Raw genomic sequence first — 15,467 nt, forward strand, 5'->3', positions numbered from 1 at the left:
TCCGTTTTTTATTGGACTATAATAGGTTGGTATAAAGCCTTCTGTAAGAATAACAATTAGAAAGTTTAGAAAGTAAGGACTTAGAATATTTGTAGTCAAAAATACAATGTTGCTATTCCTTGCGATAGGGAGATAGATATGGCAATGATAGAAGTGGAACATCTTCAGAAAAATTTTGTGAAGACTGTTAAGGAACCAGGCTTGAAAGGGGCTTTGCGCTCCTTTATTCATCCTGAAAAGCAGACCTTTGAAGCGGTCAAGGATTTGACTTTTGAGGTACCCAAGGGCCAAATTCTAGGTTTTATCGGCGCAAATGGTGCTGGGAAGTCAACAACCATCAAAATGCTGACAGGGATTTTAAAACCGACATCGGGCTATTGTCGGATCAATGGCAAGATTCCGCAGGACAATCGTCAAGACTATGTCAAGGATATCGGGGTTGTCTTTGGACAACGAACCCAGCTATGGTGGGATTTGGCACTGCAAGAGACCTACACGGTCTTGAAAGAGATTTACGATGTGCCAGACTCACTTTTTCATAAACGCATGGACTTTTTAAATGAAGTCTTGGATTTGAAGGAATTTATCAAGGATCCCGTGCGGACTCTTTCACTGGGGCAACGGATGCGGGCGGATATTGCGGCTTCCTTGCTTCACAATCCCAAGGTTCTCTTTTTAGATGAACCGACCATTGGTCTGGATGTTTCCGTCAAGGACAATATTCGTCGGGCTATTACCCAGATCAATCAGGAGGAAGAAACAACTATCCTCTTGACCACTCACGACCTGAGCGACATTGAGCAACTCTGTGATCGAATTTTTATGATTGATAAGGGGCAAGAGATTTTTGATGGAACGGTTAGCCAGCTCAAGGAGACCTTTGGCAAGATGAAGACTCTTTCCTTTGAACTGCTACCAGGTCAAAGTCATCTCCTTTCTTACTATGAAGGCCTGCCTGATATGACCATTGATAGACAAGGAAATAGCCTCAATATTGAATTTGATAGTTCCCGCTACCAGTCAGCTGATATTATCAAGCAAACCCTGTCTGATTTTGAAATTCGCGATTTGAAGATGTTGGATACGGATATTGAGGATATTATCCGTCGCTTCTACCGAAAGGAGCTCTAAGATGGTCAAATTGTGGAGACGTTATAAACCCTTTATCAATGCAGGGATTCAGGAGTTGATTACCTATCGAGTGAATTTTCTTCTCTATCGGATTGGTGATGTGATGGGAGCTTTTGTGGCCTTTTATCTCTGGAAGGCCGTCTTTGATTCCTCACAAGAGTCCTTGATTCAAGGCTTCAGTATGGCTGATATCACCCTCTACATCATCATGAGTTTTGTGACCAATCTCTTGACCAAGTCAGATTCTTCCTTTATGATTGGGGAGGAGGTTAAGGATGGCTCCATTATCATGCGCTTGCTGAGACCAGTGCATTTTGCGGCCTCATATCTCTTCACCGAGCTTGGCTCCAAGTGGTTGATTTTTATCTCTGTTGGACTGCCATTTTTAAGTGTCATTGTCTTGATGAAAATCTTATCGGGGCAAGGGATTGTAGAAGTGCTGGGATTAACGGTCCTATATCTTTTTAGCTTAATGCTGGCCTACCTGATTAACTTTTTCTTTAATATCTGCTTTGGATTTTCAGCCTTTGTATTTAAAAATCTATGGGGTTCCAATCTACTCAAGACTTCCATAGTGGCCTTTATGTCTGGAAGTCTGATTCCCTTGGCTTTCTTTCCAAAGGTGGTTTCAGATATTCTGTCCTTCTTGCCTTTTTCATCCTTGATCTACACTCCTGTCATGATCATTGTTGGGAAATACGATGCCAATCAGATTCTTCAAGCTATCTTGCTACAGGTTTTCTGGCTCTTAGTGATGGTGGGCTTGTCTCAATTGATTTGGAAACGAGTCCAGTCCTTTATCACCATTCAGGGAGGTTAGTATGAAAAAATATCAACGCATGCACCTGATTTTTATCAGACAATACATCAAGCAAATCATGGAATACAAGGTTGATTTTGTGGTTGGTGTTTTAGGTGTCTTTCTGACCCAAGGTTTGAACCTCTTGTTTCTCAATGTACTCTTTCAACATATCCCCTCGCTTGAAGGCTGGACCTTTCAAGAAATCGCTTTTATCTATGGATTTTCCTTGATTCCCAAGGGATTGGACCATCTCTTTTTTGACAATCTCTGGGCACTAGGGCAGCGCTTGGTGCGAAAGGGAGAGTTTGATAAGTATCTGACTCGTCCTATCAATCCGCTCTTCCATATCCTCGTTGAGACCTTTCAGATTGATGCCTTGGGCGAACTTTTGGTCGGAGGTATTTTGCTAGCGACAACGGTAACTAGTATTGCTTGGACTTTTCCCAAATTCCTGCTTTTCTTAGTCTGCATTCCTTTTGCGACCTTGATCTATACTTCCTTGAAAATCGCGACTGCCAGCATCGCTTTTTGGACCAAGCAGTCAGGTGCCATGATTTATATTTTCTATATGTTTAATGATTTTGCCAAGTACCCGATTTCCATTTACAATTCGCTCCTTCGTTGGTTGATTAGCTTTATCGTACCTTTCGCCTTTACAGCCTACTATCCTGCCAGCTATTTCTTGCAGGATAAAGACGGGCTCTTTAACATTGGTGGGTTGATTTTGATTTCCCTTGTTTTCTTTGTTATTTCTTTAAAACTCTGGGACAGGGGCTTGGACGCTTACGAAAGTGCGGGTTCGTAAGATATAAAATAGGATGAGATTTAAACATTAAATATGTTACAAACAACCGTTGAAAATTATAGCGGTTGTTTTTGCATGTTTATTAAGGCATAAATTCTATCCATACCCCTTTTTGCGATTTTGGTAATTATTCCAGTTGATTGCTACTATTTTTGATGGGAGGAATGAGTTTATATTGTACCCAGTTAACTATAATATTTATTGACTAACCTATTTGTTAACATGGATTAAAAAAAAAATTAACCTGGGTTAATTTTTCTTGACTTAAATTTTTTTAATTGATATACTATTTTTCAGAGAGCTAACAATTATATATAAATGTACTACTCTATCCCACTAGATAATACGTCATAAAACTTTTTATAACAAAGGCTAGCAAAGTTAAAGTTTTCTATCTATTGGGTTTAAAATAAAAAATGAAGGAATTATAATGAAAAAAAGTACGGTATTGTCATTAACTACTGCTGCAGTTATTTTAGCAGCATATGCCCCCAATGAGGTAATTTTAGCAGATGCACCTAGTTCTGAAGATGCTTTAAGAATTTCTGATAAAGAAAAAGTAGTAGCAGATGCACCTAGTTCTGAAGATGCTTTAAAAATTTCTGGTAAAGAAAAAGTAGTAGCAGATAAAGAAACAGAAAACAATGAACAATCTGAAGATATTCATAATGTTATAGAAACTTCAAAGGATACTGAGGAGAAGAAGACAACAGTTATTGAGGAAAAAGAGGTTGTTAGTAGAAAGTCTGAGATAGACAAAAAAACTAGTAACGAAGGAGCAAGTATCAAAGAAGACTCCAAGCAACCCAAAGGAGATGATGCGGACTCATTTGTAAATAAAGATACAGAAAATCCGAAAAAAGAAGATAAACTTGTCTATATTGCTGAATTTAAAGATAAAGAATCTGGAGAAAAAGCAATCAAGGAACTATCCAATCTTAAGGATACAAAAGTTTTATATACCTATAATACGATTTTTAATGGCGCTGCCATTGAAACAACTCCAGATAATTTGGACAAAATTAAACAAATAGAAGGTGTTTCGTCGGTTGAACGATCACAAAAAGTCCAACCAATGATGAATCATGCCAGAAAGGAAATTGGAGTTGAGGAAGCTATTGATTACCTAAAGTCTATTAATGCTCCATTTGGGAAAAATTTTGATGGTAGAGGTATGGTTATTTCAAATATCGATACTGGAACAGATTATAGGCATAAGGCTATGAGAATCGATGATGATGCCAAAGACTCGATGAAATTTAAAAAAGATGACTTAAAAGGCACTGATAAAAATTATTGGTTGAGTGATAAAATCCCTCATGCGTTCAATTATTATAATGGTGGTAAAATCACTGTAGAAAAATATGATGATGGTAGGGATTATTTTGACCCACATGGGATGCATATTGCAGGGATTCTTGCTGGAAATGATACTGAAAAAGACATCAAGAACTTTAATGGCATAGATGGAATTGCGCCTAATGCACAAATTTTCTCTTATAAAATGTACTCTGACGCAGGATCTGGGTTTGCGGGTGATGAAACAATGTTTCATGCTATTGAAGATTCGATCAAACACAATGTCGATGTTGTTTCGGTATCATCTGGCTTTACGGGAACAGGTCTTGTAGGCGAGAAATATTGGGAGGCTATTAGAGCATTAAGAAAAGCTGGAATCCCAATGGTTGTTGCTACAGGTAATTTTGCGACTTCTGCTTCAAGTTCTTCATGGGATTTAGTGGCCAATAATAATCTGAAAATGACCGACACTGGAAATGTAACGCGAACTGCAGCACATGAAGATGCGATAGCGGTCGCTTCTGCTAAAAATCAGACAGTTGAATTTGATAAAGTTAACATTGGAGGACAAAGTTTTAAATACAGAAATATAGGAGCTTTTTTCGATAAAAATAAAATCCTAACCAATGAGGATGGGTCAAAAACTCCAAATAAATTAAAATTTGTATATATAGGCAAAGGTCAAGACCAGGATTTGATAGGCTTGGATCTTAAGGGCAAAATTGCAGTAATGGATAGAATTTATACCAAGGATTTAAAAGATGCTTTTAAAAGAGCTATGGATAAAGGCGCACGTGCCATTATGGTTGTAAATACTGTAAATTACTACAATAGAGATAATTGGACAGACCTTCCAGCTATGGGATATGAAGCGGATGAAGGGACTAAAAGTCAAGTATTTTCAATTTCAGGAGATGATGGTGTAAAATTATGGAACATGATTAACCCTGATAAAAAAACTGAAGTCAAAAGAAATAATAAGGAAGATTTTAAAGATAACTTAGAACAATACTATCCAATTGATATGGAAAGCTATAATTCTAATAAACCGAATGTAGGTGATGAAAAAGAAATTGACTTTAAATTTGCAGCTGACACAGACAAAGAACTTTATAAAGAAGATATTATAGTCCCAGCAGGGTCTACATCTTGGGGGCCAAGAACAGACTTGCTTTTAAAACCGGATGTTTCAGCACCTGGTAAAAATATTAAATCCACTCTAAATGTTATCAATGGTAAATCCACTTATGGTTATATGTCAGGAACTAGTATGGCAACTCCAATCGTAGCAGCTTCTACTGTTTTGATTCGACCAAAATTAAAGGAATTGCTTGAAAGACCTGTCTTGAAAAATCTTAAGGGAGATGACAAAATAGACCTTACAAGTCTTACAAAAATAGCCTTACAAAATACTGCAAGACCGATGATGGATGCAACCTCTTGGAAAGAAAAGAGTCAATACTTTGCATCACCTAGACAACAGGGAGCAGGTCTAATTAATGTTGCCAACGCTTTGAGAAATGAAGTTGTAGCAACTTTCAAAAATACAGATTCTAAAGGTTTGGTAAATTCATATGGTTCCATTTCTCTTAAAGAAATAAAAGGTGATAAAAAATACTTTACAATTAAGCTTCACAATACCTCAAACAGACCTTTAACCTTTAAAGTTTCTGCATCAACTGTAACTACAGATGCTCTAACTGATAGGCTAAAACTCGATGAAACATATAAAGATGAAAAATCTCCGGACGGGAAGCAAATTGTTCCAGAAATTCACCCAGAAAAAGTCAAAGGAGCAAATATCACATTTGAGCATGACACTTTCACTATAGGTCCAAATTCCAGCTTTGATTTAAATGCGGTTATAAATGTTGGGGAAGCAAAAAATAAAAATAAATTTGTAGAATCATTTATTCATTTTGAGTCAGTGGAAGAAATGGAAGCTCTAAACTCCAACGGGAAGAAAAGAAACTTCCAACCTTCTTTATCGATGCCTCTAATGGGATTTGCTGGGAATTGGAACCACGAACCAATCCTTGATAAATGGGCCTGGGAAGAAGGATCAAAATCAAAAGCAATGGAAGGTTATGATGATGATGGCAAACCAAAAATTCCAGGTACCTTAAATAAGGGGATTGGAGGAGAACATGGTATAGATAAATTTAATCCAGCAGGAGTTATACAAAATAGAAAAGATAAAAATACAACATCCCTAGATCAAAATCCAGAATTATTTGCTTTCAATAACGAAGGAATCAACGCACCCTCATCAAGTGGTTCTAATATTGCTAAAATTTATCCTTTAGATTCAAATGGGAATCCTCAAGATGCTCAACTTGAGAGAGGATTAACGCCTTCTCCACTTGTATTAAGAAGTGCAGAAGAAGGAGTGATTTCAATAGTAAATACAAATAAAGAAGGAGAAAATCAAAGAGACTTAAAAGTCATTTCGAGAGAACACTTTATTAAAGGAATTTTAAACTCTAAAAGAAATGATGCAAAGGGCATTAAATCTTCTAAGCTAAAAGTTTGGGGTGACTTGAAATGGGATGGACTCATTTATAACCCAAGAGGTAGAGAAGAAAATGCCCCAGAAAGTAATGACAAAAAAGATCCTGCTACTAAGATACGAGGACAATTTGAACCGATTGCGGAAGGCCAATATTTCTATAAATTTAAATATAGATTAACCAAGGATTACCCATGGCAGGTTTCCTATATTCCTGTAAAAATTGATAACACCCCTCCAAAGATTGTTTCAATTGATTTTTCAAACCCTGAAAAAATTAAGTTGATTACAAAGGATACTTATCACAAGGTCAAAGAGCAATACAAGAATGAAACGCTATTTGCGAGAGATCAAAAAGAACATCCTGAAAAATTTGACGAGATTGCCAACGAAGTTTGGTATGCTGGGGCCGCTCTTGTTAATGAAGATGGAGAGGTTGAAAAAAATCTTGAGGTCACTTATGCAGGTGAGGGTCAAGGACGAAATAGGAAACTTGACAAAGACGGAAATACCATTTATGAAATTAAAGGTGCAGGAGATTTAAGAGGCAAAATCATTGAAGTGATTGCATTAGACGGTTCTAGCAATTTCACAAAGATTCATAGAATTAAATTTGCTGATCATGCTGATGAAAATGGGATGATTTCCTATTATCTAGTAGATCCTGATCAAGATTCATCTAAATACCAAAAGCTTGGCGAGATTTCCGAATCTAAATTTAAAAATTTAGAAAATAGAAAAGAGGATAGTCTTAAAAAAGATACAACTGAAGTAGAACATCATCAAGAAAATGAAGAGTCTATCGAAGAAAAATCTAGCTTGACTATTCATAAAACTATTTCAACAATTAGAGACTTTGAAACTAAAGACTTAAAGAAACTAATTAAAAAGAAATTTAGAGAAGTTGATGACTTTACAAGTGAAACTGGTAAGAGAATAGAGGAATACGATTATAAATACGATGATAAGGGAAATATCATTGCTTATGACGATGGTAGTGCCTTACAATATGAAACTGAAAAACTTGATGAAATCAAATCAAAAATTTATGGCATTCTAAACCCATCTAAAGATGGACACTTTGAAATTCTTGGAAAGATCAGTAATGTTTCTAAAAATGCCAAGGTATACTATGGAAATAACTATAAATCGATAGAAATCAAAACGACCAAGTATGATTCCCACTCAAAAACGATGACATTTGATTTATACGCTAATATTAATGATATTGTGGATGGATTAGCTTTTGCAGGAGATATGAGGTTTTTTGTCAAAGATGATGGTCAGATAAAAGCTGAAACTAAAATTAGAATGCCTGAAAAAAATAAGGAAACTAAAGCAGAATATCCGTATGCATCAAGTTATGGGAATGTAATAGAATTAGGAGAAGGAGATCTTTCAAAAAACAAACCAAACAATTTAACGGACATGGAATCTGGTAAAATCTATTCTGATTCAGAAAAACAACAATATCTGTTAAAGGATAACATCATTCTAAGAAAAGGCTATGCACTAAAAGTGACTACCTATAATCCTGGGAAAACGGATATGTTAGAAGGGAATGGAGTCTATAGCAAGGAAGATATAGCAAAAATCCAAAAGGCCAATCCTAATCTAAGAGTCTTATCAGAAACAACAATTTATGCTGATAGTAGAAATGTTGAAGATGGAAGAAGTACTCAATCAGTATTAATGTCGGCTTTGGACGGCTTTAACATTGTAAGATATCAAGTGTTTACATTTAAAATGAATGATAAAGGGGAGGCAATCGATAAAGATGGAAATCTTGTGACAGATCCTTCTAAACTGGTATTATTTGGTAAGGATGGTAAAGAGTACACTGGAGAAGATAAGTCCAACGTCGAAGCTATAAAAGAAGATGGCTCTACGTTATTTATTGATACCAAATCAGTAAATCTTTCAATGGACAAGAACTACTTTAATCCATCTAAATCTAATAAAATTTATGTACGAAATCCAGAATTCTATTTAAGAGGTAAGATTTCTGATAAGGGTGGTTTTAACTGGGAGTTGAGAGTTAATGAATCAGTTGTAGATAATTATTTAATCTACGGAGATTTACACATTGATAACACTAGAGATTTTAACATTAAGCTTAATGTTAAAGACGGCGACATCATGGACTGGGGAATGAAAGACTATAAAGCAAACGGATTTCCAGATAAGGTAACAGATATGGATGGAAATGTTTATCTTCAAACTGGCTATAGCGATTTGAATGCGAAAGCGGTTGGAGTACACTATCAATTTTTATATGATAATGTCAAACCTGAAGTAAGCATTGATCCTAAGGGAAATACTAGTATCGAATATGCTAATGGAAAATCTGTAGTCTTTAACATCAATGATAAAAGAAATAATGGATTCGATGGTGAGATTCAAGAACAACATATTTATGTAAATGGAAAAGAATACAAATCATTTGATGATATCAAACAACTAACAGATAAGACACTAAACATTAAGATTGTTGTAAAAGATTTCGCAAGAAATACAACCGTAAAAGAATTCATTTTAAACAAAGATACGGGAGAGGTAAGTGAACTAAAACCTCATAGGGTAACTGTGACCATTCAAAATGGAAAAGAAATGAGTTCAACGATAGTGTCGGAAGAAGATTTTATGTTACCTGTCTATATGGGTGAATTAGAAAAAGGATACCAATTTGATGGTTGGGAAATTTCTGGTTTCGAAGGGAAAAAAGACGCCGGCTATGTTCTTAATCTATCAAAAGATACCTTTATAAAACCTGTATTCAAGAAAATAGAGGAGAAAAAGGAGGAGGAAAATAAACCTACTTTTGATGTATCGAAAAAGAAAGAAAAAACACAATCTAATTCAACTAATGATGTCAATAGTATTGTTTCTGATGAAAATGATAAAAACTTTGAAATTAACAAGAACGTTTATCTAAATGAAGAAGGGAACTTAACTAATAAAAATACCAGCATCAATAGTAAATCAACTAGTAACAATCCTAATGAGTTGCCAAAAACCGGAACAGCAAGCGGAGCCCAGACACTATTAGCTGCCGGAATCATGTTTATAGTAGGAGCTTTTCTTGGATTGAAGAGAAAAAATAAAGATTAAGACAAAAGCTATAGAAAAAATGGTTTATGTACTGAGATTAGATAGTGAGGTGATGACATAGTTTTGTGAAAATATTGATTTATAAATATATTATTTAGATTTCTATGAAAATGGGAGATTTAATAGAGATATATGTAAAAGCCTTGTCTCAGGACAGGCTTTTTCTAATGGAGATAAAAATTTCTTGACATCTATTCTCAGAGTGCTATACTAAAAGGGTAATCGCCGATTTAGCTCAGTTGGTAGAGCAACGCACTCGTAACGCGTAGGTCACAGGTTCAAGCCCTGCAATCGGCAGAATCAAGAAGTCCAAACGGGCTTCTTTTTTTGTAAATATAGGAAAGGTGGAACGTTTGAGATAGGTTCTATTTAACGTCAGAAACTCCTACTTATAAATTAAAACTAAAATTTATATTTTGTGGTATAATGTATTGTAATAAATACTTGTTTTGATACCAATCTAGAGATATTTTGATAGTTATTTATTCTAGAAATTTTTGCTTGGATTTTTTTTTAAAAGTCATAAAAGTTCATGGATAGTAACGAATGAAGTATCGTAAGCTTGCCTGAATATCAATCAAAAAGGAGAAAATTATGAATAAGAAAGAACGGGAAAAACAATTTGAAGAGATCAATGGACCTAAGCGGTCTGAATCAAAGTCGGCTCCGAATAAAAATATAAAAATCTATATTGGCATAGCACTCTCTGTTTTAGTCACTCTCATCTTGGTAAGTATTTTCTCATATCTTCTGATTGGAAAGAAAGAGTCAAATCAAACATCGTCTGCTGTTTCAACTACAGAGTCAACAAGTAAATCGTCTACAAGCCAAGGAAAAACAGATGAGACTGATAAGGATAAACAAGAGGAAATTCAAAAACTCAAGGATCAACTGACTGCTTTAGATACCAAAATTACGGAAGCAGAAGCACTTGTTAGCAAGTTGAAGAAAGAAACTGCTGTTCCAAAACTAGATATTGAAGCAATCAAGAACAATGATTTGTCTAGTTTAGAAGGTACTTGGCGTAGTCAATCTGGTAATGAATACATTATTAATGATTCTGGAGAGGTACGTGCGACTTGGTTTACAAATGATCAAAAGTACGAATCTGTAGTTGGATTAAAGGTATCAAAAGGTCAAGATAGTCGTAACCCTGAGACAGCGTCTATTAGTGCATGGGTAAAAGATTCTGTTGCTGGAGGATTCGTAGTAGTAGCTGTGCCAAGTGGAGTTGTTATGCAACCTGCTGATGACGGAAAGATTACGGATAAAAGCAATCATGCTGAGGAAAGACTACTTTCAGGACAAGATTATGGGTCTATGTTAATGAAACCAGAAAATGTTTATTATCGTGTGAAACCAGATACCAGTAAACTTGAGGAAGCAGAAAAGAACTTAGCTCAACTGCAAGCTGATCGTGAAGCAATCAAATCTTCTCTAGAGTCAAAGGAAAAGAAAAACTAGATGGTATTCGTTCAAAAATACTGTTGCAATCGGCAGAATCAAGAAGCCCATTAGGGCTTCTTTTTCTTTTGTTACAAATACTCAACCACTTAGACAGAGATATTGACCAGATAGGCAAAAGGGCTTGTTCTTGAAAAATTCCTCTGCTATAATGATTCATGTAAGGGACGTGAGGGGTCAGTATCAGACAACTCAAGAACCAAAAAAAGAAAATGGAGACAAAAAAATGAAAAAATTATTGGGACTTGTATTTTTAGTAGCAGCAGCGCTAGTATTGTATTTCGGATCTGTTGGATGGCCAAGTTTGGATGTCAACCTCTGGTCACTGATTCCAGTTGGCTTATTCCTCTATTTCACTCTAGAAAATCTTTTGAAAAAAGACTATAAGGCTAGTCTGATGTGCTTAATTATTGCTTTTATCATTGCAAATGCTATTTTTGATCTCTTGCCCATTTCAAGTGGTTTGGTGATTGGTGCCGGTGTGCTAGCTTGTGTAGGACTTGGCTACCTCTTTCCTGATAAGGATAAAAAAGAAGATAAATAAAAAAGTCTCGAGATTTCTCGAGACTTTTTTTACGGACCAGCGTAATATTTTTGAATCCCTTTTACGATGCCTGCGACCAGTTTATCTTGGTAGTGGCTATCTCTAATTTGTTGGTTTTCGGAGAAATTATCCATATAACCAAGTTCTAGGAGAACGGCTGGTTTGGCTGTTTCGCGTAGTACGGCATAGCTGCTCTCCAACAGACCAGCGTCTTTGGCCCCTGTTTCTGCTAGGAGAGAGGAGTGGATGGCAGTGGCGAGGCGTTTGCTTTCACTCATACGATCTGGGTGATTGTGCCAGTATTTATTAATCTTACTTGGATAATCAGGTTCATCGCTATAGGAGTAGGTTTGAATACCGCTCGCTTTTGAGTAGGTATTACCAGTAGCGTTGAAGTGAATACTGATAAAAATATCCGAGTTGGTTTTATTAACCATACGAGAACGTTCGGTAACAAAATCAACGTCAATATCACTATCACGAGAAGTGAGGACCTTGTAACCTAGTTCTTCCAACTTACTACGAAGCTTACGGTAAATCTGCATGTTGAGATCTTTTTCAGCTACATTGTAGTAAAAGGCACCTGAATCTCGACCACCATGCCCAGGATCTAGGAAAATGGTATTGCTGTATTGGCCTTTTACAAATCCACCTTCAGTTGAAACTTCAGAAATCCATTGGCCGTATTTTTGGAACAGGTGTTCCTTACCGTCTATCTTGTAAGTTCCTGAAACATAATGTCCATTATCATCTAGGTAGTAGCGTGCTTTGTCAGAGTTATCGTAAATCCATTCGCTCTTTGCCATGTAACCACCTGACTTGAGGTAGTATGCTCCAATCCACTCCTGATTTGCATAACGACCATCCGCTTTTAGATAGAACCAGCTCTTGTAGGCTTTATCGAAGATCCACTCATTCTCCGCCATGGCTCCACTGGTTTTAAGGTAGTAGCTTTCTTTCCATTTGTCTGCTAGCATCCCACCATTCTGGTCAAATGAGTACCAGGAACCCTGAATCTTTTGCCAGTTTTCTTGGACATATCTCCCTGACCCGTTCGCATAGAACCAAGTATCCTTGATTTTGACCCAGTTGTTTTCTGCCATAGCTCCACTCTGGTTGAAGAGGTAGCCCTTGAAGGTTGTCGCACTCAGCATTCCACCGTCTTTGTCAAAGTAGTACCAAGAACCGTTGATTTTCTCCCATTTATCCTGTGAGATCTTTCCAGAAGGAGCGACATAGTACCAAATTCGATCTAATTTTGTCCAACCCTTTTCTGCCATAGCTCCGCTTTTTGTGAGAAGATAGCCGTCAACGGCAGTGTTGCTGAGCATACTTCCAATTTGGTCAAAATAGTACCAAGAGCCGTTAATTTTTTTCCAGGTGTTCTGAGCTAGTCGTCCAAAGGAATCAGCATAATACCATTGATTGTCCAGTTTGGTCCAGCCATTTTCTATCATGACACCATCTTGGTCAAAGGCGTAGCCTTTGTAGACAGTAGAATGAAGACGATTACCATCTTGATCGAAGTAGTACCATTTGCCTTGGATTTGTTTCCAGTTCAAAGCAGGTTTGTCATCTTGGTAAAAACGCCAGTGGTGATTTTCTTGGTACCACCCTTCTTTTTTTGTCTTGTCTTCTTGCACATCTACTTTCGGAAGAACTTCTGATTTAGAGTTTTCCTCAACACTTGATTCTTTCTTTTCTTCTTTGGCAATTGCTTCCTTGACAGCAGATGTCGATTGAGTTGTGTTTTCTTCTCCTAAGACGGATGCGGGTGCTAATCCTGCGATTGAAAGGATTAAAGCACTGGTCAGTAGTATCTTTTTCACTTTCTATTTCCTAACTTTTTCTTTTTCCCTTTTTCATTTTTCTATTAATTATCGAATTGAACTTCTTCTAGTAAGTATTCGATAAAGCGTTCGCCCATCTTAGACAGGCTGGTTTTTTCATGCTGGATATAGACTAGTTCAATCGGGTCGTCAATGTCCAGTGGAATGGAAACGATATTGTCCCCGTTGAGGTTACTGTTCAAAATCCCTGTTGCAATGGTGTAACCATCCAAACCAATCAAAAGGTTAAAGAGGGTGGCACGGTCACTGACTACGATGGATTTCTTGTGGTGCTCTTGTGAAAGAATCTCCTCTGAAAAGTAGAAGGAGTTGTGCGTCCCCTGGTCATAACTGAGGTACGGGAAGTCTTCCAAATCAGCCAGTTTGACCTTGTCTTTTTTAGCTAGAGGGTTGGTCTTGCTGACAAAGATATGGGGTTGGGCTGTGAAGAGGTGGTGAGCTAGCAGGTGATTGTCATCTAGCATTTTCGTTAAAACATCGCGGTTGTAGCTGTTTAGGAAGAGGACACCGACCTCGCTACGGAAGTTCTTGACGTCATCGATAATCTCCCAAGTCCGAGTTTCACGAAGGAAAAGTTCGTATTTTTCCATATCACTTTTCTTGAGCAGAGAGACAAAGGCATTGACTACAAAGGCATAGTGCTGAGAGGAAACACTGAATAGTTCGCGGTGGGCAACAGGATTTTTATAGCGTTCCTCCAGAAGCTGAGTTTGCTCGACAACTTGACGAGCGTAGGAGAGAAACTCCATCCCATCACGGGTTAAGGTAATGCCCTTGGGATTGCGGATAAAGATTTCAATGCCCATTTCATTTTCCAAGTCTCGAACGGCATTTGAAAGACTGGGTTGGGTGATAAAGAGTTGCTTAGCTGCCTCATTCATAGAGCCAGTTTCGACAATTTTGATAATATAGTGTAGTTGTTGAATTCTCATGTTTTTATTGTACCATACTTGCAGAAGAATGGGCAATGAAGACGAAGAAAATAGGGGGAAAGAGCCGGTCTAGTATTGAAAAAAAGTCTAGAATCTGCTAAAATGGAAGCTATGAAAACATTCTATGATGTGCAGCAATTTCTCAAACAGTTTGGCATTATTGTTTACATGGGGAAGCGCTTGTATGATATTGAACTGATGAAGCTCGAACTCTCTCGGATCTATGATGCAGGTCTGATGGACAAGCTAGACTATCTAGAGGCGGAAGCTGTTCTTCGTAGAGAGCACAAGATAGAATTAGACTACATAGAGAAAAATGGAGATAAGAACTTATGACAATTTGGGTTTTGTGGGGAATCGTACTAGCGATGGCGGCATGGATGGGGTATAACTACCTTCGTATTCGTCGTGCGGCTAAGATTGTGGACAATGCAGAATTTGAAGCCTTGATTCGGAAAGGGCAATTGATTGATGTCCGTGATGCAGCAGAATTTCACAGAAAACATATCCTCGGAGCTCGCAATATTCCTTCAAATCAGTTGAAGTCAAGCCTTGCAGCCCTTCGCAAGGATAAACCTGTCCTTCTCTACGAAAACCAACGCGGACAACGAGTGACTAATGCAGCACTTTATTTGAAAAAACAAGGTTTCTCTGAGATTTATATCCTTTCTTATGGGTTGGATTCTTGGATTGGGAAGGTCAAGACTAGCTAAGATCAAGGAAAAAGTTGATAAAGTCGGTCTCCTATGCTAAATTAATAAACATTTTAAGGAATTTGTAGAAAATGCTAGAAAAGAAGAAAAACCCGCTTTTAGTGGGTATCCTATCTATCATTCTTAGTTTGTTATTTCCGTTGGGAGGCATTCTTTTAGGTATCGCCGGTATCTTGTATGCTAACGAACTTCAAAAAGAGTCTGGACTTGATTATAAAACAGAAAGAATTATAGCTATTGTAGGTATTGTTCTTTCTGATCTTAACTGGATTATTGGAATTATCTTACACATGAGTTAAAGAAGATA

The 15,467-nt window shown here is 37.1% G+C and carries 11 protein-coding genes and 1 tRNA gene; 10 read left to right on the forward strand and 2 right to left on the reverse strand.

The genetic code is table 11. The annotated features are described in order from the left end of the window. Positions 1-138: 138 nt before the first annotated feature. The 7 genes from GMD3S_RS0206885 to GMD3S_RS0206915 all read left to right on the forward strand — a co-directional run bounded on the left by GMD3S_RS0206885 (position 139) and on the right by GMD3S_RS0206915 (position 11,665). Positions 139-1,131, forward strand: a complete 993-nt coding sequence (locus GMD3S_RS0206885; RefSeq protein WP_001240815.1) for an ABC transporter ATP-binding protein — start codon at positions 139-141, stop codon at positions 1,129-1,131. A gap of 1 nt (position 1,132) precedes the next feature. Further along, a complete protein-coding gene (locus tag GMD3S_RS0206890; protein WP_000240152.1) occupies positions 1,133-1,951 on the forward strand; it encodes an ABC transporter permease in 819 nt (272 codons plus the stop codon). A 1-nt stretch (position 1,952) separates the two neighbouring features. Further along, entirely contained in the window at positions 1,953-2,738 is a 786-nt protein-coding gene (locus GMD3S_RS0206895; protein ID WP_000760749.1) for an ABC transporter permease, read from the forward strand. A gap of 430 nt (positions 2,739-3,168) precedes the next feature. After that, the gene (locus GMD3S_RS0206900; protein ID WP_000750018.1) at positions 3,169-9,657 is read left to right on the forward strand and encodes a S8 family peptidase; all 6,489 of its coding nucleotides are present in this window, start codon (positions 3,169-3,171) and stop codon (positions 9,655-9,657) included. A gap of 224 nt (positions 9,658-9,881) precedes the next feature. Further along, positions 9,882-9,954, forward strand: a tRNA-Thr gene (locus GMD3S_RS0206905). A gap of 297 nt (positions 9,955-10,251) precedes the next feature. Further along, positions 10,252-11,121: a DUF6287 domain-containing protein gene (locus GMD3S_RS0206910; RefSeq protein ID WP_001034385.1), complete on the forward strand. Its 870-nt coding sequence runs from the start codon at positions 10,252-10,254 to the stop codon at positions 11,119-11,121. 226 nt (positions 11,122-11,347) lie between these two features. Next, entirely contained in the window at positions 11,348-11,665 is a 318-nt protein-coding gene (locus GMD3S_RS0206915) for a LiaF transmembrane domain-containing protein (RefSeq protein ID WP_000734665.1), read from the forward strand. A 29-nt stretch (positions 11,666-11,694) separates the two neighbouring features. On the opposite strand, the gene GMD3S_RS0206920 is transcribed toward GMD3S_RS0206915, so the two are convergent. Together GMD3S_RS0206920 and GMD3S_RS0206925 are read right to left on the reverse strand one after the other, a co-directional pair. After that, entirely contained in the window at positions 11,695-13,494 is a 1,800-nt protein-coding gene (locus GMD3S_RS0206920; protein ID WP_000722526.1) for an N-acetylmuramoyl-L-alanine amidase, read from the reverse strand. Positions 13,495-13,538: 44 nt separating this feature from the next. Continuing rightward, positions 13,539-14,447, reverse strand: a complete 909-nt coding sequence (locus tag GMD3S_RS0206925; RefSeq protein WP_001222584.1) for a LysR family transcriptional regulator — start codon at positions 14,445-14,447, stop codon at positions 13,539-13,541. Between the two features lie 102 nt (positions 14,448-14,549). Here GMD3S_RS0206925 and GMD3S_RS0206930 point away from each other — a divergent pair, with 102 nt between their 5' ends. From GMD3S_RS0206930 to GMD3S_RS0206940, 3 genes are all read left to right on the forward strand, one after another. After that, on the forward strand, positions 14,550-14,783 hold the full coding sequence (locus tag GMD3S_RS0206930) for a YqgQ family protein (RefSeq protein WP_044135604.1): 234 nt from the start codon (positions 14,550-14,552) through the stop codon (positions 14,781-14,783). Then, positions 14,780-15,160, forward strand: coding sequence for a rhodanese-like domain-containing protein (locus GMD3S_RS0206935; protein WP_000158173.1), 381 nt, complete (start codon positions 14,780-14,782; stop codon positions 15,158-15,160). Before GMD3S_RS0206930 ends, GMD3S_RS0206935 begins: the two co-directional genes overlap by 4 nt. A gap of 71 nt (positions 15,161-15,231) precedes the next feature. Next, positions 15,232-15,459, forward strand: a complete 228-nt coding sequence (locus tag GMD3S_RS0206940) for a hypothetical protein (protein ID WP_000890389.1) — start codon at positions 15,232-15,234, stop codon at positions 15,457-15,459. The last annotated feature ends 8 nt before the right edge of the window (positions 15,460-15,467 follow it).

The organism is Streptococcus sp. GMD3S (assembly GCF_000298695.2).
Classification (GTDB): domain Bacteria; phylum Bacillota; class Bacilli; order Lactobacillales; family Streptococcaceae; genus Streptococcus.

Coding starts and splice junctions, on each gene's coding strand:
- GMD3S_RS0206885 (WP_001240815.1), top strand. CDS start 139: ATGGCAATGATAGAAGTGGAACATCTTCAGAAAAATTTTGTGAAGACT.
- GMD3S_RS0206890 (WP_000240152.1), top strand. CDS start 1,133: ATGGTCAAATTGTGGAGACGTTATAAACCCTTTATCAATGCAGGGATT.
- GMD3S_RS0206895 (WP_000760749.1), top strand. CDS start 1,953: ATGAAAAAATATCAACGCATGCACCTGATTTTTATCAGACAATACATC.
- GMD3S_RS0206900 (WP_000750018.1), top strand. CDS start 3,169: ATGAAAAAAAGTACGGTATTGTCATTAACTACTGCTGCAGTTATTTTA.
- GMD3S_RS0206910 (WP_001034385.1), top strand. CDS start 10,252: ATGAATAAGAAAGAACGGGAAAAACAATTTGAAGAGATCAATGGACCT.
- GMD3S_RS0206915 (WP_000734665.1), top strand. CDS start 11,348: ATGAAAAAATTATTGGGACTTGTATTTTTAGTAGCAGCAGCGCTAGTA.
- GMD3S_RS0206925 (WP_001222584.1), bottom strand. CDS start 14,447: ATGAGAATTCAACAACTACACTATATTATCAAAATTGTCGAAACTGGC.
- GMD3S_RS0206930 (WP_044135604.1), top strand. CDS start 14,550: ATGGAAGCTATGAAAACATTCTATGATGTGCAGCAATTTCTCAAACAG.
- GMD3S_RS0206935 (WP_000158173.1), top strand. CDS start 14,780: ATGACAATTTGGGTTTTGTGGGGAATCGTACTAGCGATGGCGGCATGG.
- GMD3S_RS0206940 (WP_000890389.1), top strand. CDS start 15,232: ATGCTAGAAAAGAAGAAAAACCCGCTTTTAGTGGGTATCCTATCTATC.